This window comes from Variovorax boronicumulans (assembly GCF_030812215.1).
Classification (GTDB): domain Bacteria; phylum Pseudomonadota; class Gammaproteobacteria; order Burkholderiales; family Burkholderiaceae_C; genus Variovorax; species Variovorax boronicumulans_C.
Map to the genome: position 1 here is coordinate 605228 of NZ_JAUSSG010000002.1, position 26312 is coordinate 631539.

The following is a 26312-nucleotide window of genomic DNA, read 5'->3' on the forward strand; positions in this document are numbered from 1 at the left end:
GATTCGAAGGGCAGCGGCTCGTTTGTTTTTGCACGGCGCCCGGCTCTTCGAAATGCACGGCGGCGGCGTGCAGTCGATTGCCATTCATGACCTCCATTGATCTCGCACGCGCGCACAGCCGCGCCTCCCTGTTCCGCCGTCTCCCGCTCGCGCTGGCGGCCTCGGCGCTTTTTTCCGGACAGGCCATCGCCCAGTCCGCGGATGCCCCCTCTGCACCGCCTGCTCCGGCTGCAGCCGCACAAGGGCAGCTCACCCCCATCGAAGTCGTCGGCCGCACCGAGTCCGGCGCCTACCACGCGGACGAAGCGGCCGGCGCCAAGAGCGACCTGCCATTGCGCGAGCTGCCGCAGTCCGTGCGCATCGTCACGCGGCAGGCCATCGACGACCTGGGCGCCGCCAAGCTGGACGATGTGCTCGACTACGTGGGCGGCGTCTCGCGCCAGAACAACTTCGGCGGGCTCTGGGACAACATCGCCATCCGCGGGCTTCCGGGCAACGAGAACACCGGCATGGCGACGCTGTTCAACGGCTTCTCCTCGAACCGCGGATTCAACGCCCCGCGCGACCTGGCCGGCGTGGAGCGCATCGAATTCCTCAAGGGCACGGCCGCCGCGCTCTACGGCAGCAGCGAACCCGGCGGCACACTCAACATCGTGTCCAAGCGACCCTTGTGGAAACCGGCCAACGCCGTCGAGGTGTATGCCGGCAGCCAGGGCCTCAAGCGCGGCGCGCTCGACCTGACCGGACCGGTCGGCGAGAACTTCGCCTATCGCCTCAACGTGGCGGCCGAAGACCGCGACAGCTTTCGCGACCACGTCGGCGCCCGGCGCGAAGTGGTCGCGCCCGCCTTCACCTGGAAGCTGGGCCGCGACACCGTGCTGGAATATTCGGGCGAGTACCTGCGCCACGCCACGCCGCTGGACCGGGGCGTGGTGGCCGTGGGCAACCGGCTGGGCGCCGTCCCGCGCAGCCGCTTCTTCGGCGAGCCGGCCGACGGCAACGTGACGGTGAAGAACCAGACGCACCAGTTCATCCTCTCGCACGAATGGAACGCCACGTGGCGCAGCCGCTTGGGCGTGTCGTACCGCGAGACCTCGGTGAACGGCTTCTCCACCGAGCCCGCCGCCTTGCGGGCCGACGGCAGCCTCACGCGGCAGCGGCGCTTTCGCGACTTCAACTCCAGCGACATCGCACTGCAAGCCGAATTGCAGGGCAACCTGAAGACCGGCGACATCGAACACGAGCTGCTGTTCGGCGTGGAGAGCTTCCGCTTCGACATGGACTCCCTGATGCTGCGCGCGAACCCGACCACGGCGCGGCCCTACGCGATCAACATCCACCACCCGGTCTACGGCCAGCGCCAACCGGTGCCCACCGCCAACACCGACACGCTGGAGCACCAGAAGAACACCGCGTTCTATGTGCAGGACGCGATCAGGCTCTCGCCCGAATGGCGGCTGGTGGCGGGCGTGCGCGCGGACAACTACAGCCAGTCGCTCCTGAACCGCAGAAACGGCACCACGGCCCGCCAGGAGCCATCGTCCACCTCGCCGCGCATCGGCCTGAGCTGGCTGCCGACACCGCAATGGACCGTGTACGCCAACGCGGGCCGCTCGTTCCGGCCGAACACCGGCTCGGACGTCGCCTCCAACGGCTTCGCGCCCGAGACCGGCCGCTCGCTGGAACTGGGCACCAAGTGGGAGAGCGCCGACCAGCGCATGGGCGCCACCGCCGCGCTGTTCGACATCCGCAAGCGCAACGTGCTCACCGCCGACCCCGTCAACACGGGCTACTCGGTGGCCGCGGGAGAAATACGCAGCCGCGGCCTGGAGTTCGACTTCTCGGGCCAACTCTCGAAGCACTGGCGCCTTACCGCCAGCCTGGTGTTCAACGACGTGGAGATCGCAAAGGACAACACGCTCGAAGTCGGCGGCCGCCTCCTCAACGTGCCGCGCGTCAACGGCAGCGTGCTCGCGGTGTACGAAGACGGCCTGGCCAACGGACAGCGCTACGGCATCGGCGGCGGGATCACGCACATGGGCAAGCGCCTGGGCGAAGCCCGCACGCAGGCCGAGGCCAAGGGCGGCAAGCCCGCGTTCGACCTGCCGGCCTACACCACCGCCAAGCTGGTCGCGTACTGGCGAATCAACCCCATGCTGCGCCTGACGCTGGACGTCGACAACCTGTTCGACAAGACCTACTACGCGAGCTCGTACAGCCGCCTCTGGGTTACGCCCGGCACACCGCGCAGCATCACCCTCGGCCTGCAGGCCAAGTTCTGAAATGACATTGCCGCCCGACTTCACGCGCCGCCGCGCGCTCCAACTCCTTGCGGCCGGCCCGGTCACTGCAGCCGCATCGACGACCTTGCTGGCGCAGCCGGCCGCAGCGCGTGCGCCGCTGCAAATCGTAGGCCCCTGGGAGATTCCGGGCTTGTCCCCCGCCAGCAGCGGCCACGTGTTCACGCGCATGCAGGTCACCGAAACGCTGATGAATGCGAGCGACGACGGCATGCCGCTGCCGGGCCTGGCCGAGCGCTGGCGCGTGTCGGACGACGGCCTCGCGTGGCACTTCACGCTGCGCGCGGCCGCGCGTTTTCATGATGGCACCGCGGTCACAGCCGCGGCCGTCGTGCGCTGCCTGCAGGCCGCGCGCGTGGCGCCGGCCCTGCTGAGCCAGGCGCCGATCCGCGCGGTGGAGGCCGAGGGCGCGGGTGTCGTCGCGGTCCGGCTGACGCAGCCCTACGGCGCGCTGCCCGCACTGCTCGCGCACAGCAGCACGATGGTGCTCGCGCCCGCCAGCTACGCGGCCGACGGGGGCGTGCGAAGCATCGTCGGCAGCGGCCCCTACCGCGTGGTGTCGATGGCACCGCCGCAGCATGTGGAGGCGGCCGTCTTCGAAGGCTACGACGGCCCCCGGCCCGCCATCGAGCGCGTGCGGTATCTGGCGGCCGGCCGCTCCGAAACCCGCGCGCTCATGGCCGAAGGCGGACAAGCCGACCTCGCCTACGGCCTCGATCCGGCGAGCCTGGTGCGGCTGCGCAAGCGCGGCCGCGTGCACGTGGACACCGTCACGCTGCCGCGCACCGTGATCCTCAAGGTCAACGCCGGACTGCCCGCACTGAACGATGTTCGCGTGCGGCAGGCGCTGAGCCTCGCGATCGACCGGCCCGGCATTGCCAAGGCGCTGTTGCGCGACCCCGAACTGGCGGCCACGCAGCTCTTTCCGCCCACGATGAAGGCCTGGCACCACAGCGCGCTGCCGCCGTTGAAGCAAGACCCCGAGGCCGCCGCAAGGCTGCTGGCCGAAGCCGGCTGGCAACGTTCGCCCGAGGGCCTGCGCGACGCCTCGGGCCAGCCGCTTCGCCTGTCGTTGCGCACCTTTCCCGACCGGCCCGAGCTGCCGCTCATCGCCTCGGCGCTGCAGGAGCAATGGCGGCAGGCGGGCATCGCGGTGCAGGTCGGCATCGGCAACTCGGGCGACATTCCCCTCGGCCACCGCGACGGCAGCCTGCAACTGGGCCTGGCCGCGCGCAACTACGCCACCGTGCCCGACCCCACGGGCACGCTGATGCAGGACTTCGGCACCTCGGGCGGCGACTGGGGCGCCATGGGCTGGCGCAGCGATGCGGTCGCTCGCGCGCTGGCCGAGCTGTCGCGCGGCACGTCATCGGCAGAACGCGCGGCCGTGCTGCGAACGCAGGTCACGGCGGTGCTCCAGGCCGAGCTGCCGGTGATCCCCATCACCTGGTATCGCCAGCAAGTCGCCGTGGGCCGGCGCCTGGAGGGCGTGAGCCTCGATCCGCTGGAACGCTCCTACCGGCTCACCGCCATGAGGTGGGCCGCGTGAACAAGACCCTCAAGACCATGACTCCTGACATCACCCGCAGCCGCACCGCCTGGACCGCGATGCTGCTGCGCCGCGCCATCCAGATCCTCGCGCTCGGCCTCCTGGTGGGCACCGTGTGCTTCTTCATGGCCCGCTCGCTCCCGGGCGACATGGCCACCCGCATCGCCGCGGGTCGCTACGGCTACGACCTCGTGAGCAACGCGGCGGCCGATGCCGTGCGCCTCGAACTCGGGCTCGATCGGCCCCTGTGGCTCGCGCTGCTGCACTGGTGGGGAGACATCGTGCGGCTCGATCTCGGCACCTCGCTGGTCACCGGCCATGCCGTGTGGCGCGAAGTGGCGCATCAACTCGCCGCGACCATCGAACTGGCGGTCGCCTCGGTGTTCGTCGCGGCCGTCGTCGGCTTGCCGCTGGGCATCTGGTCGGGCCTGCATGCGGGCGGATGGGTCGACCGCCTCACGCTGGCGCTGGCCGTGGTGCTGCGCGCGCTGCCGCCCTTTCTGCTCGCCGTGCTGCTGATGGTGGTGGTCGCGGTGCAGCTCGATGCCGTGCCGGTTGCGGGCGACGACCACGGCGGCAGCCTGCTGCTGCCTGCGTTGACGCTCGGCCTCGGGCTGGCCGCCGGGCTGGCGCGCGTGGCCCGCTCCGCCATGCGCGAGGCCGCCGCCTCCGCGTCTTTCGAGTTCGCCCGCAACAAGGGCCTGAGCGACCGGCAGGCGCTGATTCGCCACGGCCTGCGCCAGGCGGCCACGCCGGTGGTGGCCTACCTTGGCGTGCATGCGGTGTTCCTGGTCGAAGGCGCGGTCGTCGTCGAAACCCTGTTCGCCTGGCCCGGCATCGGCCATGCGCTGGTGCATGCGGTGTTCGGGCGCGACGTGCCGATGATCCAGGGCGCGGCCCTGTGCATGGGCCTCCTGTTCGTGGGGTTCAACCTGCTGGTGGATGCGGCCTGCCTCGCGCTCGATCCGCGCCGGCGCATGGGAGCGGTGGCATGAGCGGCAGCCTGATCGACATGGCGCCGCTCACAGGCCGCGGTGCGCCGCGTACGGCAGCCCGCCGCCGCGCGGGCCTCGGCATCCTCGCGCTGGTCGCCGCGTTCTCCCTGTTCGGACCGGCGCTGATCGGCATCGACCCCGCCCGCCAGACCCTCGCCGACACGCTCATGCCGCCCGGCGCCGCCCACTGGCTCGGCACCGACGTGCTCGGCCGCAGCGTGCTCGCGCGGCTCGCGCATGCGGCCCGGCTCTCGCTGGGCCTGGCCTTGCTCGCGGCATTGACCGCGGCCATCCCCGGCGTGCTGCTGGGCGTGGCCGCGAGCTGGCGCGGCGGGCGCACCGAACGCGCGCTGGTCATGCTGGCCGATGCCGTGCTCTCGGTGCCGGGCCTGCTGCTGGTGCTGCTGTTCGCCGCGCTGGCGCCGGGGCGGCACTGGGCGCTGTACATCGGCCTGTCGCTGTCGCTGTGGGTCGAGTACTTCCGCGTGTGCCGCGCAGCCAGCCGGCAGGTGCTCGCGGGCGATGCGGTGCAGGCCTCGCGCCTGCTCGGCTTCGGTACGGGCTACGTGCTGCGCAGGCACTTGCTGCCCGCCCTCGCGCCCGTGCTGGGAACCTTGCTCGCCTTCAGTGCCGCGCAGGCCGTGCTGGCGCTCGCCGCGCTCGGCTTCATCGGCGTGGGCCTGCAGCCGCCCACGCCCGAACTGGGATTGATGATGACCGAGTTCCTTCCCCACTACGAAGAGGCGCCGTGGCTCATTGCCGCGCCCGTGGCGCTGCTCATGGCGGTCGTGCTCGGCATGATGCTCGTGGCCGGCGACGGAGAGACCGCATGACCGCTTCCGTTCTCCTCGCAGCCGACAACCTCGGCGTTCACGTCGGCACCCGCGCCCTGCTGCGCGACGTGTCCTTCAGCCTGCGCCCCGGCGACGTGCTGACCCTGCTCGGCGAAAGCGGCGCCGGCAAATCGCTGCTCGCCCAAGCCGTGATGGGCAACCTGCCCGCCGCGCTGCGCGCCAGCGGCAGCGTCACCCTCGACGGCGCGACGAGCCGCGCCGACGACGCCCGCGCGCGGCGCCCGCGCTGGGGCCGCACGCTCGCGCTGCTGCCCCAGGAGCCGAGCCTCGCCCTCGACCCGCTGATGCGCATCGCGCCCCAGCTCTCGGAAACGCACGAACTGGTGCGCGGCGCCGCATTCGGCGACGCGGAAGCCGCGGCCCTGCGCGACCTCGAAGCCGCAGGGCTCGCGGCCTCCGCGCGGCACTACCCATGGCAGCTTTCCGGCGGCATGGCGCAGCGCGCCGCCGCCGCCGTGGCCTGCGCGGGCGGTGCCCGCATCCTGCTGGCCGACGAACCCACCAAGGGCCTGGACGCGCACTGGCGCGACCACACCGTGGCCATGCTGCAGGGCGTGCAGCGCGGCGGTGGATGCGTCGTTGTCATCACGCACGACCTGCGCGTGGCACAGGCGCTCGGCGGACAACTCATCGTGCTGTGCGCCGGCCAGGTCGTGGAGCGCGGCGACGCCCGCACCGTGCTCGCCAACCCGCAGCATGCGTTCACCCGAAGGCTCGTTGCGGCCGACCCGGCGCGCTGGCCCCGACGCGCAGTTTCGGCGCCCGCAGGCGAGACAGTGCTCAGCGCACAGGGCCTGTCCAAGGCCTTCGGCGGCAGGCCGCTGTTCGACGGGGTCGATCTGCAGATTCGCGCCGGCGACCGCTTCGTGGTGCAGGGCCCCAGCGGCACCGGCAAGAGCACGCTGGGCAATGTGCTGCTCGGGCTCATGCCCGCCGACCGCGGCGTGGTGCGGCGCGCACAGGGCCTGCATGCCACCGCCTTCCAGAAGCTCTACCAGGACCCCGTCGCTTCTTTCGCGCCGCAGATCACCCTGGGGCAGTCGCTGCGCGACGTGGCGTCCAGGCATCGCTGCGCATGGCCCGCCGTGCTGCAGCACCTCGCGCGCATGGGTGTGCCGCACGACCTGCTGGCGCGCCGCCCCTCGCAGGTGTCCGGCGGCGAACTGCAGCGCGTCGCGCTCGCGCGCGTGCTCACGGTGCAGCCCGCGCTCGTGTTCGCCGACGAGCCGACCTCGCGGCTCGACCCGGTCTCCCAGCAGGAAGCCATGGCCGTCCTGCTCGATGCGCTCGACGAACGCGGCGCGGCGCTGATGCTGGTGACCCACGACGACGACATCGCGGATGCGGTGGCGACGCAGCGTTGGAGGCTTGCAGCGGGCTGAGCCCCGGTACGACAAAGGCGGCGGTCGGCCGCACGCACGCAGGCAGGCACGCACGTCAGACAACGCAAGGATTTGGCAGAAAACGCCGCCCCGCCGCGGTCACAGCCCCATCCGATGCGCCCGAGACTGACGCGCATGACAAATGCCGCTACCTCTGCCATCGCCGAGATGGACGCCCGCCCCGCAGCAGCCGCAGCAGCAACAACAACAAATGCTGATGCTGCCGGGGCGTCCATCAAGAACCTCCCCGTCAACCTCTTCGCCGCGGTGATGGGCCTCTCGGGCCTCGCCATGGGCTGGCGCCTTGCGCACACCGAGTTCGGCGCCGTCGTGCCCCGCGTGGTGTCGGACGTGATCGGCCTCTTTGCCACCTTCGTCTTTGTCGTGCTCGCCATCGGCTACGGCGCCAAGCTGCTGCGGCACCCGGCGGCGGTGAAGGCCGAATTCCATCACCCGATTGCCGGCAACTTCTTCGGCACCATCGCGATTGCGTTGCTGCTGCAATCGGCCGTGCTCGGCCACTACAACGACACGCTGGGCCGGGTGATGTGGATCGCCGGCACCGTCGCCACCCTGCTGCTGGCCGCCCATGTGGTCTCGCGCTTGCTGGGCGGCAACGGCCACCCTGCGCATGCGGTGCCCGCGTGGATCATTCCCGGCGTCGCCGCGCTGGACATTCCCGTCACCGGCAGCCACATGCCCATGGCCTGGGCCGGCGAAGTGCTGCTGCTGTCGGCCGCCGTGGGCTCGGTGCTGGCGGTCGTGCTGTTCACGATGATCGTCACGCGGTTGATCCAGCACGAACCGCTCGCCCCGGCGATGACGCCCTCGCTGCTGATTCTTGTCGCGCCGTTCGAGGTGGGGTTCACGGCGTATGTGAACCTCACGGGGCGGGTGGATCTGTTCGCGGGGCTGTTGTTTTACTTCGGGGTGTTTTTGTTTGTGGTGCTGGCGCCGAAGGTGTTCAAGCGGAGCGTGCCGTTTGGGGCGGGGTGGTGGGCGATTAGTTTTCCGCTGGCTGCGATGGTGAATGCGGGGGTCGTGTATGCGGGGGTGAGGGGGGTTTGGGCGTTGAAGCTATTGGCCGGAGCGTTGCTGGTGCTTTTTACCGCGGTGCTGTTTGTGTTGGCGGTTCGGACGGCGCGGGTTCTTTTTAAATGGGCGGTTGTTGGCGAGTTGAGAGGAGCCGAGGCAGCACCGAGGCCGTCTACGCTGGCGGCTGGGGTCAACAGGTGGCGGGTGTTCTGCGGGGGTCGGCATTTTGAGTCTTGATGACCGTATGAGTTGGCAGCTGCGTATGACGACAGACTGATCTGTCGCGGCCCAACGCAACTGACGTGAAGGCTGGATGTGACTTTCGCACCGGAATCGTTGACTTTCAATTCAGCGCCGGATCAAAATCCATTAGCAGAAACACCTCGTAAAAATTCGATACTCGCAGCGGAGTCAACATCAAACTCGGTATGGGCCGCGTAGCTACCATGACATCTTGAAAAAATTGGAGCGCAATGCAATTTAAAATTTTATCCAGAAACACTTGGACCCCAAGCTCCGGAAAAAACACGGTATATCTGCGCGCGGACAATTGGAACGACTTTTCATTCGTTACGTTGTTCAAAATGTCCTTACATGACAAAGACGGCCAAGCCCACGATATTGGCGCAACGAAAATAGGATTTAAAGGGCAAACAACGGAAGTTTTTACTCAAAACAAAATTCCTCAATCCTTTGAGAATTTAGACGAGGAATTCTTTTCACTGGGGCAAGGTGTTGAATTTTATAAAAACTTGGCCTTACTACCCAAAGATATTCGGCAAAACATCTTAATTTCACTCAGAGACATTGTTGCTCAACCAGAAATAATTGAAGAAATAAAAGAAGAAAAGGTTTTCGGGACATCTCTATTACGGGACACAAGTCTGTCTGTCATCAAAGGACAATATGCAAGGGTACTAGAGCGGAAATCCGAGCTTACAGATTTCAAGTTCAAATTTACACGCCCTGAATCGGAAAAGCTTGGTGGAATTGACCTTGGGTTTAAGGTAACTGCGAATTCAACGCCAAGCACAAACATTCATGCAATTATTGGCCGAAACGGAGTAGGAAAAACAACGCTACTAAATGGACTGATTGACCTCATCGCAGGGAAAAATGGCTCCGGCCAACTCTTTGATCTCTCAGGATGGAAAGAGACAAAAATTTCGGATGATTACTTCAGCAGTCTTGTTTCTGTTTCATTCAGCGCATTCGATCCATTCACGCCCCCTCAAGAGCAATCTGATCCGGCTAAAGGGACTTGCTATTTTTATATTGGATTGAAAGACGCATTGAACGCAGAGCGTCACCGCAACATTTCAGAACTTCGGACTGACTGCATCCACGCTTTAAGCACTTGCTTTCAAAATCCAGAAAAGACCACGCGCTGGATAAATGCCATAGAAAAGCTGGGATCTGATGAGAATTTTTCCTCTATGAAATTGAATCAATTAGAGGAAAGCTACAACGATATTCGCGACGGAATAAGCAATGACATTCAGTCTGACTCCGATGAGTTCAAGGAAGTTTACAGCGAAAGAATTGACCCCTATTTATCCCGAATGAGTTCTGGGCATGCAATTGTTCTTCTGACCATAACTAGATTAGTTGCGACGGTGGAGGAAAAAACTCTGGTGCTGCTTGACGAGCCAGAAAGTCATTTACACCCACCTCTTTTATCTGCATTTGTTCGCGCGCTCGCTGATTTACTCCACGATAAAAATGGAGTGGCAATCATTGCCACGCACTCACCCGTAGTGCTTCAAGAAATACCCAAATCTTGCGTTTGGAAAATTCATCGTGTCGGAAAAAGCATTACTTTCGATCGTCCAGCCATTGAGACCTTTGGAGAGAATGTTGGCTCATTAACTAGCGAAGTCTTCAGCCTTGAAGTTGAGCGCTCGGGTTTTCATGAGCTACTTTCAAAATCGGTGGCGAGCGGACGGACATATGAAGAAATTGTGGCCGACTATAACCAGCAACTCGGCTTTGAAGCTCGCGCCATCTTGAAAGCGCTTCTCGCCAATCGGGATAGGAACATCAATCATGATGCGGCTAACTGAGCCTCAGTATAGTTTTGAACAATCATTGATTGAATGCATAGCAGGCATTACGGGAAATGCTGCGCTTCGAGAAAAGGTTACCATCAGCAGGCCCAACCTAATTGAGGGAGCAGCGCATTATCTGGCTGCCGCCGCCGCGGGCAAGTTATATGCAATAGCTCCGATCAACGCCGCTCAAGGTCAAGACCCGCGTGTAGTCAACGATTTGACAAAATCGGAGTTAATTAAAATCTACGATCAGTATTTCGTGCCGCCAGAGAAGCCGGCGCGAAAAATTTACAACGAATTGCTTAATTCGGCAAAAGAGAAGTGTCCATTCTGCGGGGGCATAGGAACACCTCGAAATTTAGACCATTTTCTTCCCAAAGCTCATTTCCCTCAATTCTCATTTGCGCCTCAAAATTTGGTCCCAGCATGCCGCGATTGCAATATGGATGGGAAAATGGAGGCGTATGCCACGACGCCTGAAGCGCAATTTATTCACCCATATTCTGACAGCTCCATTTTTTTCCAAGAACAGTGGATTTTCGCGAAATACCATGTGCAAGCACACGACGTACCCGGGCATTTTGAATATGCCGTCCTACCGCCTGGCGGATGGAATGAAATTGACAAGAGACGAGTGAAGAAGCATTTTTTAGATTTTGATTTGGGGAAACGCTACTCCATCAAAGCTGCGGAATTATTAGGCACAATTCTTCAGCAAATTTCTCGGCTGCAGAACTCTGGCATGGGTAATGAAACAATCAGTGCCGTACTAATTCAGCCTGGAATAGAAAAAGCTCCTTTCATTAATCATTGGCAAACAGGTATGTTTCAATCCCTTAAGGACGTGCTGCAATAGCTCATCCTTTCAAATCGACTACGATTGCCACGCCACCCTCTATAAAATTCAGACGACCAGATTTCAAACTAATCATTGACTAGTGCTGATTCGTTCAAGGTCAATACGATTCCTTGCCCAACGAAAACTCTCGACGCAAACCGGCACGCCTAACCTGTGGTCAGCTGCAACAAGCGTCGAGAGATTGTCAGTTCCCCCCTACCCCCTCACACTCGCCTGCAACAACTCATCCGCAGCCCGCGCCAGATCCGCAGCGATCCACATCATGTTTGCGCGGTGCGTCTCTCCTGCTTCTTCGAACCAGCCGTTGCCGTCCCCATAGGCGCACCACAGCAGCGAGTGCAGCTGCGTGAGTTTTTCTTCGAGGAGGTCTCTTGCTTCGTTGCCCGTCGGGGTTGAGGGCGGCGCGCCGCTGGGGGTGTTGGTGCCGCTGCTGCTGCGAGCACCGCTGCGGCGGGAGGGAGATTTGGGCGTAGAACGCCCGGCGATAATTTGCTTAGCCATTTGGTGTGCGCTTTCGAAAGTGGTTGCACGTCATGTGGTCAGACGGTCAGGGTGTTCGCGCAACCTGGCCGTCGCCTTTTGCGCCTCACATTCGCATCGATGGCACTTGGCAGGCCGTCGACACCCGCCGTGAGGCAAGGCGGTTGATTCATTCACTCATCCGTTCATTTCTCTTCCGGGTTGTTCGTCGCTCCTTTCTGTCTTGCTTGCTTTCACGCTGCGCTGTTCGTGGGTCACTCAGTGCAGCGTCTGGTTGCTGGGGCATTCACTGTAGAGAAGCAAAGCCGCGCGGGAGAAAAGAATTCGTCGAGGAATTCTCGAATTCGCGAGGCATCTGTCGGGCGATGACCGAAAGACGGACGGGGACACAAAGCACTGACAGTCGCGGGCGTGTCGCGCGCCGGCGCGGCGCAAATTCGGCCGCTGCCGAACGGGCCGGCCCGCGCATCTCCGGGAACCGTTGAACGTCGAGCCCGGACAGAGCCCGCGACGTGCGCCGCTTCGTCGATGGGCGCGAAGCACGCGATGAGCAGCAGGTTGCCCATCGCATGCTTCGTGCGTATCTCACCGAACATTAGATACATCTGAAGTCGTGGGGAAATCCTCACTCTCCTCGTGGAGAATCGCGGCTTGACTTCAATTTAGACATATATCTAAAATCGATTCGATACATCCACCAAGGAGTTCGACATGAGACACCCCCACTTCGGCCATCACCACCACAACCACCACTGCCACGCCCCCCGCGGCGAGCATGGAGACGGCTTCTCCGGCGGCCGTGGCCGGCACGGTCATGGCGAGGGCGAGCTCGGCGACGAGCGCATGCCCGGAGGCCGCGGCGGTCGCGGCGGCGGGCGCGTCTTCGGCCACGGCGGGCTGCGCTTCGTGCTGTTGCAGCTCATCGCCGACAAGCCCTCGCACGGCTACGAGCTCATCAAGGCCATCGAAGACCGCCTGGGCGGCAGCTACGCGCCGAGCCCCGGCGTGGTCTACCCGACCCTCACGCTGCTCGAGGAAATGGGCCACCTGAGCGTGGAAACGGCCGATACCGGCGGCCGCAAGCGCTACAGCATCACCCCGAGCGGCCAGGAGTTCCTGGCCGCCAACCGCGAGACGGCCGACGCCATGATGGCCCGCATGACGGGCGGCGTGGACGGCGCGGGCCCGCGCGGCGGAAGGCCGCCGCAGGTCACGCGCGCCATCGAGAACCTGAAGCTCGCCATGCGCATGCGCCTGTCGGGCACACCCCTCACCGAACAACAAGCCCACGATTTCGCCGCGGTGCTCGACAGCGCCGCTCAACAGTTAGAGCGCATCTGATGAACTTCCATTCTTGAAATGACCGACTTCACAACCACTCCTTCTTCTTCCAACGCACCCGACCGCACGCCGCGCCGCGTGCGCCACGACCTTCGCTTTCGCCAGCTCACGGTGAAGACGGTGCAGCGCGTGACGCCGCACCTCATCCGCATCGTGCTGACCGGCGACGACCTCGCGGGCTTCACGAGCCTGGGGTTCGACGACCACGCGAAGATCTTTTTTCCCGACGCGGCCACGGGCAAGCTCACGCTGCCGACGGCCGGGCCCGAGGGTCCGATCTGGCCCGCGAGCGGCCGCCCGACGATGCGCGACTACACGCCGCGCCGCTTCGACGCGAAGGCCCGCACGCTGGAGATCGACTTCGCGCTGCACGATGCCGGCCCGGCCACGCAATGGGCCGAGAAGGCCAAGCCCGGCGACACGCTGGGCGTGGGCGGCCCGCGCGGCTCGTTCATCGTGCCGACCGAGTTCGATTGGCACCTGCTCATCGGCGACGACACCGCCCTGCCCGCCATCTCGCGCCGCCTGGCCGAGCTGCCGGCCGGTGCGCGGGTGGTGGTGCTGGCGGAAGTCGACAGCGAAGCCGACGAGATTCCCCTCGAGACCGAGGCCGAGCTCACGCTGCAGTGGGTGCATCGCCGAGGCGCCGAGGCGGGCGTGAGCACGGTGCTGGTCGATGCGCTGAAGGCCGCGAAGCTGCCGGCCGGCGACTTTCATGCGTGGGTCGGGTGCGAGTCGGGCATTGCGAAGGCACTGCGCGCGCACCTCGTGAGCGAGCGCGGCGCGAACCCGAAGTGGACCCGGGCGTCGGGCTACTGGCGGCGCGGCGCCGCGGCCACGCACGATTCGCACGACGAGTGATCCCGTCTTGCTCCTTCCCCTTCCGTGGGAGGGAGCAAGAAAAACTCAGAGCCAGCCGGCGCGCCTGAAGCGGTAGTAGAGATAGCCGCAGGTGCTGACGATGAGCCCCAGCGCCACCGCGTAGCCGTACTTGAATTTCAGCTCGGGCATGTGCTCGAAGTTCATGCCCCAGATGCCGGCGAACGCGGTACACACCGCGAAGATGCTGGCCCAGGCGGCCAGCCGCTTGGTCACCTCGCTGTCTTCGATGGTCACCATCGACAGGTTCACCGCAATGGCGGTGCCGATGGTGTCGCGCATCGCGTCGATCGAGCCGTTGATGCGGCCCAGGTGGTCGCCCACGTCGCGAAAGTACTCCTGCGTGCCCATGCAGATTTGCGGCACGCGCCCGCCGTACAACTTGCCCGCTGCCTCGACGAGCGGCGCCACGGCGCGCTTCAAGATCATGCTGCGGCGCTTCAGGTCGTAGAGCTGCTTGATCTTGTCGCGCGCCGCACCGCTGTGGCCGAAGATCTGCTGCTCGATGGATTCGAGCTCCACTTCGAGCGCATCGATGACGGGAAAGTAGCGATCGACCACCGCGTCCATCAGCGCATAGAGCACGAAGCCCGCGCCGTTGCGCAACAGGTCGGGCTCGCGCTCGCAACGCTCGCGCACGCCCAGAAAGCCCTGCTGGCTGCGGTTGCGCACCGAGAGCACGTAGTTGCGGCCCACGAACACGTCGACCTCGCCCACGTTGACGCAGTGCTCGCCTTCGGCGGAGGGCTCCACGAGGTGCATGACGACGAAGAGCGAGTCGCCGTACTCCTCGACCTTGGGGCGCTGGTGGCCGTGGTGGGCATCTTCGACGGCGAGCGGGTGCAGGTTGAATTCCGCCTGCATCTCGGCGAGCTCCTCGGGCGAGGGATCGCTCAGCGCGACCCACACGAAGCAGCCGGGGCGGGTGATGTAGTCGCTGATGTCCTCGACGGGAATGTCGGCAAGCTTGGCGCCGTTTTCGTAGGCCACGCAGTTGATCAGCATCGGTGCTCGTCCAGGTTCGGTCTTGAGGTTTTCTGTCAGGTCGCCGCGTCGGGGTTGGCGGTCGCGGCGAGTTGGGCGGTTTCCGCGAGCGATGCCTCGATGGCCTGTGTCTCGCTCCTGAGCAGGGCGAGGCCTTTCTCGGCGAACGCGCTGTGGCTCGCCACGTCGGCCCACAGGCTCACGGCGGCTTCGGCGCAGGTGAGCGATGTGAAGCGGATGCGGCCCTTGGCGAGATCGATGAAGCGCTTCTCGCGCAGCGGGTCCGCACGGTCCCAGGCACCGCCGATGAGCACGCGCTTGCCGCGCTTGATGCGGGGTTCGCGCTCGGCGAAGAAGGGCAGCTTGGCGGACACCCAGCCGAGCATGCCGCTGTTCAACGCGGTATCGAAGTCGGAGGGCGCGGTGTGCGCCTTTGCGTAGTCGCGCAAGGTGCCGAGCTTGTAGAGCACCGGGTCCTTGGGGCCCGCCGGGCCGCCTTCCACGGGCCGGATGATGGAAGGGCCGTTGCTCGCGCCCTTCTCGGGCCGCTTCGACTTGCGCAGGTCCGCCAGCTGGGCCGGCGACATGCAGAGATACAGCGCCGCGAGTTCGGCGGGCAAGGTGGCGGTGTCTGGCAGCGCGTCCGCTTCAGGGCCTTTGAGTTCATCCAGGGGGGCCATGGGCGCCTTGTTCTTCACGCGGGGTTTGCGCGGGGGGATTTTAGGGCGGGGGATGCGAGCGGATGAGTCGGCATGTCAACGCAGCTGCATCCGGTTTCCGCGGATAAAAACCCATATCGCCGGGTGCGACGACGGATGAGATCGGAATCTGCTGGGTCGGCATGGAAGAATTGATCATGCTGACAGACACGCTCATCCGCCACGTCACCAAGCCCGGCGCCAATGTCTTCCTCGAATTGGGCTTTCCAGCCGCAGAGGCCAAGCGCCTGAACGCGGCATCGAAAAAGCAGATCGACGAGGCCCGGCCGCCAGCCCGGTCGTCGGCTGAGCCTCCATCCCGTCCCCGATAATCCTCCGAGTGAAAACGACGACTGCCCAACCCACTCCCCCGACCAGCGACTTCTCCGGGCACACGCCGATGATGGCGCAGTACCTGGGCCTCAAGGCGAACCATCCGGACACGCTGTTGTTCTACCGGATGGGCGATTTCTACGAACTGTTCTGGGCCGATGCCGAAAAGGCCGCGCGGCTGCTCGACATCACGCTCACCCAGCGCGGCCAGTCGGCCGGCCAGCCCGTGGTGATGTGCGGCGTGCCCTTCCATGCGGTCGATACCTACCTCGCGCGGCTCATCAAGCTGGGCGAGTCGGTCGCCATCTGCGAGCAGGTGGGCGAGGTCGGCGCGAGCAAGGGGCCGGTGGAGCGCAAGGTGGTGCGGGTGGTCACGCCCGGCACGCTGACCGATTCGGAACTGCTCAACGACAAGAGCGAATCGCTGCTGCTGGCGGTGCACGCGGGCACGCGCAATTTCTGCGGGCTCGCGTGGCTGAGCGTGACGGGTGCCGAGCTGCGGCTGGCCGAGTGCCCGGCCGATGCGCTCGAAGCGTGGATCGCGCGCATCGCGCCGAGCGAGTTGCTCTACAGCGCCGAGGTGACGCCGGCTTTCGAGCAGCGCCTCAAGGCCGCTCGCGCGGCAACGCCGTTCACCCTCTCGATCCGCCCGGCGTGGCAATTCGACGGCGGGCTTGGCGAGCGCAAGCTCAGCGAGCAGATGGGCAGCAACAGCCTCGCCGCGTGGAACGCCGAATCGCTCACCAACGCGCATGCCGCGGCTGCCGCGCTGCTGGGTTACGCCGAGCACACGCAGGGCCGTGCGCTCTCGCATGTGCAGCGCCTCTCGGTCGAACGCGATGGCGACCTGATCGAACTGCCGCCCACCACGCGCCGCAACCTCGAACTGGTGCAGACGCTGCGCGGCGAAGACTCGCCCACGATGTTCTCGCTGCTCGACACCTGCATGACGGGCATGGGCAGCCGGCTCGTCAAGCGCTGGCTGCTCTCGCCGCGCCGCGACCGCACCGAGGCGCAGGCGCGGCTCGAGGCGATCGCCGCGCTGCAGTCCACGGTGCTCGGCGGCACGGCCGCGCCCTGGCGCACGCTGCGGGAACAACTGAAGAACACGAGCGACGTCGAACGCATCGCGGCGCGCATCGCGCTGCGCCAGGTGCGCCCGCGCGAACTGCTGGCCTTGCGCCTCGCGCTTGCGAAGGCAGAGCAACTGGCGCCGCTGCTGCCGGCCTCCGCCACGCTGCTGGCGCGCATCGCCGAGCGGCTCGCGCCGCCGCCGGGCTGCGCCGACCTGCTGACGAGCGCGATCAAGCCCGACCCGTCGGCGCTGGTGCGCGACGGCGGCGTGATCGCCACCGGCCACGACGCCGAGCTCGACGAGCTGCGCGCCATCAGCGAGAACTGCGACGACTTCCTGCTCAAGCTGGAGATCAGCGAGCGCGAGCGCACCGGCATCAGCAACCTCAGGGTGCAGTTCAACCGGGTGCACGGCTTCTACATCGAGGTGACGCAGAGCGCGCTCTCGAAGGTGCCCGACAACTACCGCCGCCGCCAGACACTGAAGAACGCCGAGCGCTTCATCACGCCCGAGCTGAAGGCTTTCGAGGACAAGGCGCTCAGCGCGCAAGACCGCGCGCTGGCGCGCGAGAAGTGGCTCTACGAACAGCTGCTCGATGCGCTGCAGCCCTCGGTGCATGCGCTCACGCAACTGGCCGGCGGCATCGCGACGCTCGATGCGCTGTGTGCGCTGGCCGAGCGCTCGCACACGCTGCACTGGCGGGCACCGACTTTCGTGGCGCACCCGTGCATCGAGATCCAGCAGGGGCGCCATCCGGTGGTGGAAGCGCGTCTGGCCGAGAAGTCGTCCGGCGGCTTCATCGCCAACGACACGCAGCTCGGACCGCAGCAGCGCATGCAGGTCATCACCGGCCCGAACATGGGCGGTAAATCGACGTACATGCGGCAGGTGGCGATCATCGTGCTGCTCGCCTCCATCGGCTCGCACGTGCCGGCCGCCGCCTGCCGGCTCGGGCCGATCGATGCGATTCACACGCGTATTGGCGCGGCGGACGACCTGGCCAATGCGCAATCGACCTTCATGCTGGAGATGACCGAGGCTGCGCAGATCCTGCACAGTGCCACGGCGCAATCGCTGGTGCTGATGGACGAGATCGGCCGCGGCACGAGCACCTTCGACGGACTGGCGCTGGCCGCGGGCATCGCGGCGCAGCTGCACGACCGCAGCAAGGCCTTCACGCTCTTCGCGACCCACTATTTCGAGCTGACCGAGTTCCCGGCCACGCACCACGGTGCGGTGAACATGCACGTGAGCGCAACCGAGGCGGGCCGCGACATCGTGTTCCTGCACGAAATGCAGCCGGGGCCGGCGAGCAAGAGCTACGGTATTCAAGTCGCACGGCTCGCGGGCATGCCTGCTGCCGTGGTCAACCATGCGCGGCAGGCCCTGGAAGCACTTGAATCGCAGCATGCGCAAACTCGTGCACAGGTCGACCTGTTTGCGCCCCCTCCGGTGGCCGAAACGCCGCTGGCCAGCGCCGTAGAATCCGCGCTGGCCGCGCTAGACCCCGACACCATGAGCCCGCGCGAGGCCCTCGACGCGCTCTATGCCCTCCAGAAACTGAACACGCGTGAACGCAGTGCCGCCTGAGCGGGCCTGATTCATGCGAGACGAACTCATGACTTATTGCGTAGGCATCAAACTCAACGCCGGCCTGGTGTTTCTCTCCGACTCGCGCACGAACGCGGGCGTGGACCACATCAGCACCTTCCGCAAGATGATCGTCTACGAGCAGCCGGGCGACCGGGTGATGGTGCTGCTGTCCTCGGGCAACCTGAGCATCTCGCAGTCGGTGCGCGAAATCCTGCAGATCGAGGAACTGCGCGAAACCCGCGAAGACGGCACGCAGGGCGACCCGATCACCATCTGGAACGCCAAGAGCATGTTCGACGCCGCTCGCGTGCTGGGCTCGGCGGTGCGCCATGTGTACGACCGCGACGCCGAGGCGCTGAAGCACGCGGGGCTCGACTTCAACGTGTCCTTCATCTTCGGCGGGCAGGTCAAGGGCGAAGGCATGCGGCTCTTCCTGGTCTACGCCGCGGGCAACTTCATCGAGGCGACGACCGAGACGCCTTACTTCCAGGTGGGCGAATCGAAGTACGGCAAGCCGGTGCTCGACCGGGTGCTCACGCCCGAGACGCCGCTGGACGAAGCCGCCAAGTGCGCGCTGGTGTCGATGGACTCGACCATGAAGTCGAACCTCTCGGTGGGCCTGCCGCTCGACCTGGTGGTGTACGAAGCCAACAAGTTCGAGACCGACCGGGTGATCTGCATCGACGCGGACAACCCCTACTACCGCATGATGCACAACAGCTGGGGCCAGAAGCTGCGCGAGGTGTTCGACAGCATCGAGGACCCGGTGTGGGACGACTCCGCCACCGAACATCCGCTGAAGATGCCGGCCACGCGGCACAGCCCGCTGCGCAAGATCTCCACGCCCGACGAAAAGCTGATCTGAAGAAAGCCGTGCCTCCGGTCGTCTTCTCGCACGGCAACAGCTTTCCGGCGAGCACTTACCGCGTCGTTCTCGACAGCCTGCGCAACCGCGGCTTCGAAGTCGATGCCATCGAGAAATTCGGGCACGACCCGAAGTACCCCGTCACCGACAACTGGCCGCACCTGGTGCAGCAGCTGGCCGATTTCGCAGCGGTGCGCGCCGACCGCGCGGGCGGGCCGGTGTTTCTCATCGGCCATTCGCTCGGCGGGTTCCTGAGCCTGATGTGCGCGGCGCTGCATCCGGCGCTCGCGCGCGGCGTGGTGCTGATCGATTCGCCGATCCTCGGCGGCTGGCGCGCGAACACGCTCAACGTGGTCAAGCGCACGCCGCTCATGAAGAGCATTTCGCCCGGCGCCATCAGCCGGAAGCGCAAGAACAGCTGGGCGCACCGGGAAGCCGTGTTCGAGCATTTCCGCAGCAAGAAGGCGTTTGCGAAGTGGGACGAGCAGATGCTGCACGACTACATCGACCACGGCACCTTCGACGGCATCGCTGCAGGCGAAGACAGCCGCGAACTCAGCTTCGACCGGGACGTGGAAACCGCGATCTACAACACCCTGCCCCACAACCTGGGCGCGCTGCTGCGCAAGCACCCGCTCAAGTGCAAGGCGGCGTTCATCGGCGGGCGGCAGTCGGCCGAGATGAAGCGCGTGGGCATGGCGATGACCGAGCAGGTGACCAAGGGTCGCATCACGATGCTCGACGGCACTCATCTTTTCCCGATGGAAAAGCCGCTGGCCACCGCGGCCGCCATCGAGGCGGCGCTGCGCAACCTGCTGTAGGGCGTCAGGGGTCAGGGGTCAGGCGGAAGCGGGGCGGCACTCGATGCCGTCGCCGACGCGCAGCAGGCCGCCGCGCAGGACCCGCGCCGTCACGCCGCCGTGGCCGCGCATGGCGTTGTAGCCGCCGGGGCCGAGCAGTTCTTCCATCCGTGAACAGGGCTCGCAAGGGCCGCTGATTTCGAGCAGCACCTCCGCGCCGATGGCCAGCACCAGCGGCTGGTTGCGAAACAGCGAGCGCGCCGCCAGCAGGTTCAGGCCCGAGACGACGAGGTTGCGCCGCAGCCCTTCGGGGTCGACGCGCGCATGGCCGGTGAGCGCGGCGATCACCGGCAGGTGCTCCTGCTGGATCAGCGAGACCTGCCGCTTGCCGCCGGGGCGCGCGGCGTCGATGCGGTCGCCCTCCAGCCCGCGCCCTTCCACCGCGGCGGCCTCGTTCACCGACCGCACAGGAGCCCGGCGCGCCGGGCGCAGCAGGATGGCGTCGAGGCGGCCGGGCCGTGCGAATTGCCGGGTCAGTTCGTGGAGATCGGGCATGCGCGGCATTGTCCACGGGACTTTCTTGCGCCTGCCGTTGCCGCGGGGCAACGCAGCCATGAGGTCTTTCGCCTATGGCCGGACCGCGCACACGGTCAAACCGGCCGGGCTGCCGGCGAATACGGCGGTATTCGTGACGCCCGGCCACACGGGCGCCATGACGGGGCGGTAGGTACCCCGCGCGGCGGCGTCGCGCCGGACTGACCTTCTGGCCGCGCGGTGGCCCATGACCACCCCGCCGACGGCCCTGACGCACGTCTTCCGAGCGAAATATTCCAAACAGAGCGATAGTTCCTGCCGATCCGCAGGTTCCCCCTGTTTTCAGTTGGGTGACTTCTAGGATACATATGGCAATGCTCTGCAACAATCCCATATATAAGTAAAAACGTCCTACCAAAGTCAGGCACCGTTCAGAATCCCGCCCACATGTCCAATTCGCAACTGGAAGACGTCGAAGTCGTTTCGCTGAGTCCCGCTCTGGTGGTCGAGGACGATCCGGCCATGCGCGAGCGGCTCGCCTACGTGCTGTCGACCCTGGGCTGCGACGAGCCGCAGATCGCCTGGGCCGACAGCGTGACGGCGGCCAAAGAACTGCTCGACGAGCGGGATTTCGGGGTTGCGCTGGTCGACATCGGCCTGCCGGACGGCAGCGGCGTCGAGCTGATCGGCTGGATGCAGGCGCATCGCCCCAGGGTGCCCGCGGTGGTGGTCTCGGCCTGGCGGACCGAGGAAGTCATCTTCGCGGCGCTGCGGGCCGGCGCCATCGGCTACCTGCTGAAGGAACGCGACGACCTGGAATTGAGCATCGCGCTGCGCAGCATCGAGCAAGGCGGCGCGCCCATCGATCCGGCCATTGCACGCCGCATCCTCGGCTGGCTCGCGGCGCAGCAGCTGTCGCTGTCCGCGGTGCTGGCCTCCGATGCGCCGTCCCCGCTGCCGGTGGCGCTGACGCCGCGTGAGCGAAAAATCCTCGAACTGGTGGCGCAGGGGCTGAGCAACCGCGACATGGCCGAGTCGCTGTCGATCTCGCGCCTCACGGTGGAATGCCACACCAAGAACATCTACCGCAAGCTGGCCGTCACCTCGCGCACCGAGGCGGTCTTCCAGGGGCGCAGGCACGGCTTGCTGCGCTGAGCGGCCCGCTTCGGCTCGACGAGGGCCTGAACGCGAGGAGGCATGTCTTTCTGTTATCAACGGGGCCATCCCCGAGAACTGGTCAACGGAATGCCCTCCCCCGAACATCGACCGCTGGCTGACGGCCGCCCCGCGAACCGAAGCCTGTTGGCCCAAGCACGGGCATGGCTCGCCGCCTCGCTGGGCGTGCTTCTCGTCCTGCTCTTCGTGGCGACCCCGTCGACCGCGCTGGCGCAGCAGCCGCCCTCCCCCGAACTCCACGTCGAAGCCGTGCGCGGCACCGGCTGGGACGACACCACGCCCCCCGCCGATGGCTGGACGCCCGTTGCGCTGCCCGACAGCTGGCCCGACCGCTGGCCCGGTTTCGATGGCGTGGTGTGGTACCGGCTCACCTGGACGCAGCCCGCGCAGGTGCCCGAAGCCGGGCTGCTGCTGAACTACTTCAACATGGCCGGCGCGGTGTTCCTCAACGGCACGCCGATCCTTCGCGACCCGAACCTCACCGAGCCGCTCACACGCTCATGGAACACGCCGCGCTACTGGCTGCTGGCGTCGCCGCTGCTGCGGCCCGGCGCCACCAACACGCTGCTGGTGCGCGTCTCGGGGCTCTCGCCCTACCAGCCGGGGCTGGGGCCGGTGCGCCTGGGCACGCCGGCCGCGATGCAGGCGCTGTACGAGCGCGAGCGCCTTTTTCGCCACGACCTGCCGATGCTCGGTCTCGCGCTGAGCGCGGTGGTCTCGGCCTTCTTCGCGGCCCTGTGGGTGTTGCGCCGCAGCGAGACGGCCTACGGCTGGTTCGCGCTGATGTCGGTGCTGTGGCTGATCTACGGCTACAACCACGTGGCCACGAGTCCCTGGCCCTTCACGGACAACCACAGCTGGCAGGCCTTCAACACCTCGGCGTTCCTTGCGTTCAGCGTGGCCTTTCTCGTCTTCACGCTGCGCTTTTGCGAGCAGCGCATGCCGCGCCTGGAAATCGCGGCGCTGCTGCTCGTGAGCGTGGGCTGGGTCGATCTCTGGACCGCGGGCATGCCGTCGCTGCCCCTGCATCGGGCGGTGTGGGGGCTGGTGGGCGGGCTGATGACGATTGCCGTGTGCTGCGCGGCACTGCTCCACGCCCTGCGCATGCGAGAGGGCCCGGTGCTCGCGCTCGCACCGTTCATGGCGATGTCCGCCGTGACCGGCACGCACGACCTGCTGGTGTTCACCCAGGTGATCGACAGCAACATCTACTACACGACGATGTCGTCCTATGCGCTGCTGCTGGGCATGGCGCTGATCCAGGCCGGCCGCTTCGTGAAGAGCCTCAAGCGCATCGAGAACTTCAACACCGAGCTGATCGAGGAAGTGAACGCCGCCAAGGCCGAACTCGCCGCCACGCTCGCGCAGCAGCACGCGCTGGAGCTCGCGCATGCGCGCATCGGCGAGCGCGTCAACCTCGCGAGCGACCTGCACGACGGGCTCGGCGGCATGCTGGTCGGCAGCATCGCGACGCTGGAGCGCACGCCCGAGAACCTGTCGGCGCCCGAACTGCTCGCGATGCTCAAGAGCCTGCGCGACGACCTGCGGCTGATCATCGAAGCCACCGGCCGCCACGATGGCGCACGCGCGTTCGGCGAACTGCTCGCGCCGCTGCGGCACCGCACCTCGCAGCTGCTCGACGCGAACGGCATCGACTGCCGCTGGCAGGTGTCGAACCTCGAAACGCTCGAGTTGCCGCCCTCGCAAAGCCTGGACCTGCTGCGCTTCCTGCAGGAGGCGCTGACCAACGTGCTCAAGCACAGCGCGAGCCGGCGCGTGGATGTGGCGGTGATGCGCGATGGCGCCGAACTGAAGCTCAGCGTGCGCGACGACGGCCGCGGCTTCGTGGTCGATGGAGCCGACAAGGCCGCCGGTTCCGGCCTGCGCAGCCTCCGCGCCCGGGCGCGCCGCCTCGGCGCCGAGCTTCAGTTGCAGTCGCAGCCTGGCGAGACGCAACTGGCGCTGCGGATGCCGCTGGCACCCGCATGAGCGCCCTGCAGAATCAGTCTGCCCAGACCACCGTGCCGGTCCACGCCGTCACCAGCACCACGATGCCGAAGGCGATGCGATACCAGGCGAACGGAATGAAGTTGTGGGTGCTGATGAACTTCAGCAGCCAGCGCACGCACAGCCACGCGCTGATGAACGAGAACACGAGGCCCACCGCGAACAGCGGAACGTCGGCCATCGACAGCAGCGCGCGCTCCTTGTAGACGCTGTATGCGCCGGCGCCGATCAGCGTCGGGATCGCGAGGAAGAAAGAGAAATCGGTCGCCGCCTGCCGCGAGAGGCCCAGCAGCATGCCGCCGATGATGGTCGAGCCGCTGCGGCTCGTGCCGGGGATCATCGCAAAGCACTGCACGAGGCCGACCTTGAGCGCGTCCCATGGCGTGAGGTCGTCGACATGTTCGACGCGCACCGAACCCGGCGGCCGTTTCTCGGCCCACAGGATGATGAAGCCGCCGATGATGAAGGTGCTGGCCACCACGGTCGGGATGAAGAGGTGCGCCTTGATCACCTTGCCGAACAAGAGGCCCAGCACCACCGCGGGCAGGAAGCCGATCAGGATGTTGAGTGCGAGGCGCCGCGCCTTGGGCTGCCGCGGCAGCGCCACGACGGTCGACTTGATCTTCTGCCAGTAGACCAGGATCACCGCGAAGATCGCGCCGGTCTGGATGGCGATCTCGAACACCTTGCCCCGGTTGTCGCCGAAGCCGCCGAGCAGCGAGCCCGCAAGAATCAGATGGCCCGTCGACGAGATCGGCAGGAACTCGGTCAGCCCTTCGACGATGCCCATGATGGCGGCCTTGACCAGCAAAACAATATCCACGCGTACTCCTTCAACAAAGAGCGCCAATTATGGCGAGGGCATCGGTCAGCTCTGGTTCAGGTGAGAGGCGAACAGGAGTACCGAATACCTAATTCCGGGGATGTTCACCCTGCCGGCATCGATACATATTGCAACCTGAACACCCAAGTGCCCCCAAGGAGTCTTGCCATGCGAACGTCGACCGCCGCGGACGAGCGCGAATCAACTGTCGAAGACCACGGCCGGGACCGGCTGAAGAACCCTCTTGCGATCGAGCGGGAGCAGTGCGAATCGATGCGCCGCGTGGCCGGTGCGACCGGCGCCTCGGCCCACGAGCTGAAGCTGCTGATGCAGCGGCTGGTCGACATCGACCGCTCGGGCAAGAGCGCGGGCATCGTCGCGCAGGGCAACATCGCCGCCGACCGGATGGAAGCCGAGGTCCAGCTGCTCGACCTGGGCGACGGCTGCATCGCGGGGCAGCAGGCCGAGGCCTGCCAGCGCATCGACTTCGGCCTGCTCGAGCCGCTGAACCCCGCGCACGACAAGAAGTGGTACGCGCGCTGGAAGTTCTGGAGCTTCATCCTCGGCGCGGCCGGGCCGGTGGCCTCGCTCACGCTGCAGGGCCTGGCCCTGCGCCCGAGCGAGCCCGAAGACGCGCACGCAGACCTCGTGGCCAAGGCACGCAAGGTGCTGGAGAGCTGGCGCCGCACCTCCGACCCGCTCTTCTGGTCGGCCGTCGAAGACTACGTGCGGCAACAGGCCTTCTCGCTCGAAACGCAGGCCTACCTCATGCACTGCATCGCCGCGGTGTTCAGCGGCGACACGATGAAGCTCTCGAACGAACAGAGCGAAGCACTCGCCGGCCTTCTCACCGACACCTATTGCGATGCACTCGGCACCGCAGCCACGATGCCTTCGTCGGACATCTACCGGCGCCTGGCCGAAGGCCTGGAAGCGACCGACCGCGAGACCGGCGTGCACCGCATGCTGGGCCGCAGCGATGCGGCGCAGATCGCGATGACCACGCTGGTCACCGCCATCGGCCACGGCGGCTCACACTGAGCGCGGCTGCCCGGTTCGCTGGCGAAGGGCGCGCACGGCGCTGTCGACCGTCGTGAGCACCGGAAGGCCGCTGGCCTCCTCGCACACGGCGCGGGCGCGCGCCATGCTGAACTGCGCGAGCGCGATGCGGGTGCAGCCGCGATCGCGCAGCACCGCGGCCTGTGCGGCGATCAAGGTGTCGTGCCGCTGCGTGTCGCCGGCGTTCAGTGCCTCGAGCGCACCGCTGGCCAACGCCAACTCCAGTGCGGCACCGACGGGAAACTCGGGCGGCATCGAAGCCAGCGTGGGCGAGAACGTTGCGATCAACCCCAGCCGCCCTTCCACCTGCATCGCCTCGGCAATCATGGCCTCGTTGGGCTTGAGCACCGGCATGCCCGCATGCCGCCGCGCCACCGCCTCGATGCACGGCCCGAAAGCCGAGCAGGTGAAGAGGATGCCTTCGGCACCGGTATCGACCGCGTACTGCGCGAGGCGCTGAAACCGCTCGTGCATCGCCGCATCCAGGCCGCGCCCATTGCTGCGTGCGAGGTCGGCCGAGAGGCTGTCGTCGAGCAGGTTCATGCGCACCGCCTCGGGCCAGTCGCGCGCGAAGGCTTCGTTGATGGGCGCGACCGAATGCGAGAGTGCGTGGATGAGGGCGATGCGTGTCATGAAATCA

General features: G+C 66.0%; 22 protein-coding genes and 1 pseudogene. 17 read left to right on the forward strand and 6 right to left on the reverse strand.

The features are described 5' to 3' along the window. Window positions 1–86: 86 nt before the first annotated feature. The 8 genes from J2W23_RS09120 (at window position 87) to J2W23_RS09155 (ending at window position 11022) form a co-directional block, all read left to right on the forward strand. Entirely contained in the window at window positions 87–2282 is a 2196-nt protein-coding gene (locus tag J2W23_RS09120; RefSeq protein ID WP_307648470.1) for a TonB-dependent siderophore receptor, read from the forward strand. Window position 2283: 1 nt separating this feature from the next. Continuing rightward, the gene (locus J2W23_RS09125) at window positions 2284–3849 is read left to right on the forward strand and encodes an ABC transporter substrate-binding protein (protein WP_307648471.1); all 1566 of its coding nucleotides are present in this window, start codon (window positions 2284–2286) and stop codon (window positions 3847–3849) included. Window positions 3850–3866: 17 nt separating this feature from the next. Then, a complete protein-coding gene (locus J2W23_RS09130) occupies window positions 3867–4844 on the forward strand; it encodes an ABC transporter permease (protein WP_307648472.1) in 978 nt (325 codons plus the stop codon). Next, window positions 4841–5677, forward strand: a complete 837-nt coding sequence (locus J2W23_RS09135; RefSeq protein ID WP_307648473.1) for an ABC transporter permease — start codon at window positions 4841–4843, stop codon at window positions 5675–5677. Before J2W23_RS09130 ends, J2W23_RS09135 begins: the two co-directional genes overlap by 4 nt. After that, a complete protein-coding gene (locus J2W23_RS09140; protein WP_307648474.1) occupies window positions 5674–7080 on the forward strand; it encodes an ABC transporter ATP-binding protein in 1407 nt (468 codons plus the stop codon). The genes J2W23_RS09135 and J2W23_RS09140 overlap by 4 nt, the downstream gene beginning before the upstream one ends. Before the next feature lie 135 nt (window positions 7081–7215). Then, window positions 7216–8352, forward strand: a complete 1137-nt coding sequence (locus J2W23_RS09145) for an SLAC1 anion channel family protein (RefSeq protein ID WP_307648475.1) — start codon at window positions 7216–7218, stop codon at window positions 8350–8352. A 236-nt stretch (window positions 8353–8588) separates the two neighbouring features. Next, window positions 8589–10178 (forward strand): AAA family ATPase, encoded by a 1590-nt coding sequence (locus J2W23_RS09150; RefSeq protein ID WP_307648476.1) that lies wholly within the window; start codon window positions 8589–8591, stop codon window positions 10176–10178. Further along, window positions 10162–11022, forward strand: coding sequence for an HNH endonuclease (locus J2W23_RS09155; RefSeq protein ID WP_307648477.1), 861 nt, complete (start codon window positions 10162–10164; stop codon window positions 11020–11022). Before J2W23_RS09150 ends, J2W23_RS09155 begins: the two co-directional genes overlap by 17 nt. Window positions 11023–11220: 198 nt before the next feature. On the opposite strand, the gene J2W23_RS09160 is transcribed toward J2W23_RS09155, so the two are convergent. Further along, window positions 11221–11526, reverse strand: coding sequence for a hypothetical protein (locus tag J2W23_RS09160; RefSeq protein ID WP_307648478.1), 306 nt, complete (start codon window positions 11524–11526; stop codon window positions 11221–11223). A 690-nt stretch (window positions 11527–12216) separates the two neighbouring features. Between J2W23_RS09160 and J2W23_RS09165 the strand changes: the two genes are divergently transcribed. Both J2W23_RS09165 and J2W23_RS09170 read left to right on the forward strand, forming a co-directional pair. Continuing rightward, the gene (locus tag J2W23_RS09165; RefSeq protein ID WP_307648479.1) at window positions 12217–12846 is read left to right on the forward strand and encodes a PadR family transcriptional regulator; all 630 of its coding nucleotides are present in this window, start codon (window positions 12217–12219) and stop codon (window positions 12844–12846) included. 18 nt (window positions 12847–12864) lie between these two features. Further along, window positions 12865–13707: a siderophore-interacting protein gene (locus J2W23_RS09170; RefSeq protein WP_307648480.1), complete on the forward strand. Its 843-nt coding sequence runs from the start codon at window positions 12865–12867 to the stop codon at window positions 13705–13707. A 45-nt stretch (window positions 13708–13752) separates the two neighbouring features. Here the strand turns inward: J2W23_RS09170 and J2W23_RS09175 are convergent, their stop codons facing one another. Both J2W23_RS09175 and J2W23_RS09180 read right to left on the reverse strand, forming a co-directional pair. Beyond that, entirely contained in the window at window positions 13753–14730 is a 978-nt protein-coding gene (locus J2W23_RS09175) for a magnesium and cobalt transport protein CorA (protein WP_176656332.1), read from the reverse strand. Window positions 14731–14765: 35 nt separating this feature from the next. Further along, window positions 14766–15389 carry a hypothetical protein gene (locus J2W23_RS09180; protein WP_307648481.1) on the reverse strand — a complete coding sequence of 208 codons (624 nt, stop codon included), beginning with the start codon at window positions 15387–15389 and terminating at the stop codon, window positions 14766–14768. A gap of 176 nt (window positions 15390–15565) precedes the next feature. Here J2W23_RS09180 and J2W23_RS09185 point away from each other — a divergent pair. The 4 genes and pseudogenes from J2W23_RS09185 to J2W23_RS09200 all read left to right on the forward strand — a co-directional run. Further along, window positions 15566–15694 (forward strand): annotated as a pseudogene (locus J2W23_RS09185) (helix-turn-helix domain-containing protein); the annotation flags it as partial. A 113-nt stretch (window positions 15695–15807) separates the two neighbouring features. Then, the gene (gene mutS / locus J2W23_RS09190; RefSeq protein ID WP_373423910.1) at window positions 15808–18405 is read left to right on the forward strand and encodes a DNA mismatch repair protein MutS; all 2598 of its coding nucleotides are present in this window, start codon (window positions 15808–15810) and stop codon (window positions 18403–18405) included. 28 nt (window positions 18406–18433) lie between these two features. Then, the gene (locus J2W23_RS09195; RefSeq protein WP_176656329.1) at window positions 18434–19273 is read left to right on the forward strand and encodes a proteasome-type protease; all 840 of its coding nucleotides are present in this window, start codon (window positions 18434–18436) and stop codon (window positions 19271–19273) included. 8 nt (window positions 19274–19281) lie between these two features. Next, window positions 19282–20094, forward strand: a complete 813-nt coding sequence (locus J2W23_RS09200; RefSeq protein WP_176656328.1) for an alpha/beta fold hydrolase — start codon at window positions 19282–19284, stop codon at window positions 20092–20094. An 18-nt stretch (window positions 20095–20112) separates the two neighbouring features. On the opposite strand, the gene J2W23_RS09205 is transcribed toward J2W23_RS09200, so the two are convergent. After that, window positions 20113–20628, reverse strand: coding sequence for an MOSC domain-containing protein (locus tag J2W23_RS09205; RefSeq protein WP_307648483.1), 516 nt, complete (start codon window positions 20626–20628; stop codon window positions 20113–20115). Window positions 20629–21054: 426 nt separating this feature from the next. On the opposite strand from J2W23_RS09205, the gene J2W23_RS09210 reads away from it, so the two are divergent. Continuing rightward, on the forward strand, window positions 21055–21762 hold the full coding sequence (locus J2W23_RS09210; protein ID WP_176656326.1) for a response regulator transcription factor: 708 nt from the start codon (window positions 21055–21057) through the stop codon (window positions 21760–21762). A 147-nt stretch (window positions 21763–21909) separates the two neighbouring features. After that, window positions 21910–23772, forward strand: coding sequence for a sensor histidine kinase (locus J2W23_RS09215; RefSeq protein WP_307648484.1), 1863 nt, complete (start codon window positions 21910–21912; stop codon window positions 23770–23772). 13 nt (window positions 23773–23785) lie between these two features. Here J2W23_RS09215 and J2W23_RS09220 read toward each other — a convergent pair whose 3' ends face one another. Then, window positions 23786–24613: an undecaprenyl-diphosphate phosphatase gene (locus J2W23_RS09220; RefSeq protein ID WP_176656324.1), complete on the reverse strand. Its 828-nt coding sequence runs from the start codon at window positions 24611–24613 to the stop codon at window positions 23786–23788. A gap of 168 nt (window positions 24614–24781) precedes the next feature. Between J2W23_RS09220 and J2W23_RS09225 the strand changes: the two genes are divergently transcribed. Continuing rightward, entirely contained in the window at window positions 24782–25654 is an 873-nt protein-coding gene (locus J2W23_RS09225) for a hypothetical protein (protein ID WP_176656323.1), read from the forward strand. On the opposite strand, the gene J2W23_RS09230 is transcribed toward J2W23_RS09225, so the two are convergent. After that, on the reverse strand, window positions 25646–26305 hold the full coding sequence (locus J2W23_RS09230) for an aspartate/glutamate racemase family protein (protein ID WP_307648485.1): 660 nt from the start codon (window positions 26303–26305) through the stop codon (window positions 25646–25648). The two genes, J2W23_RS09225 and J2W23_RS09230, sit on opposite strands and share 9 nt — an antisense overlap. Window positions 26306–26312: the final 7 nt, after the last annotated feature.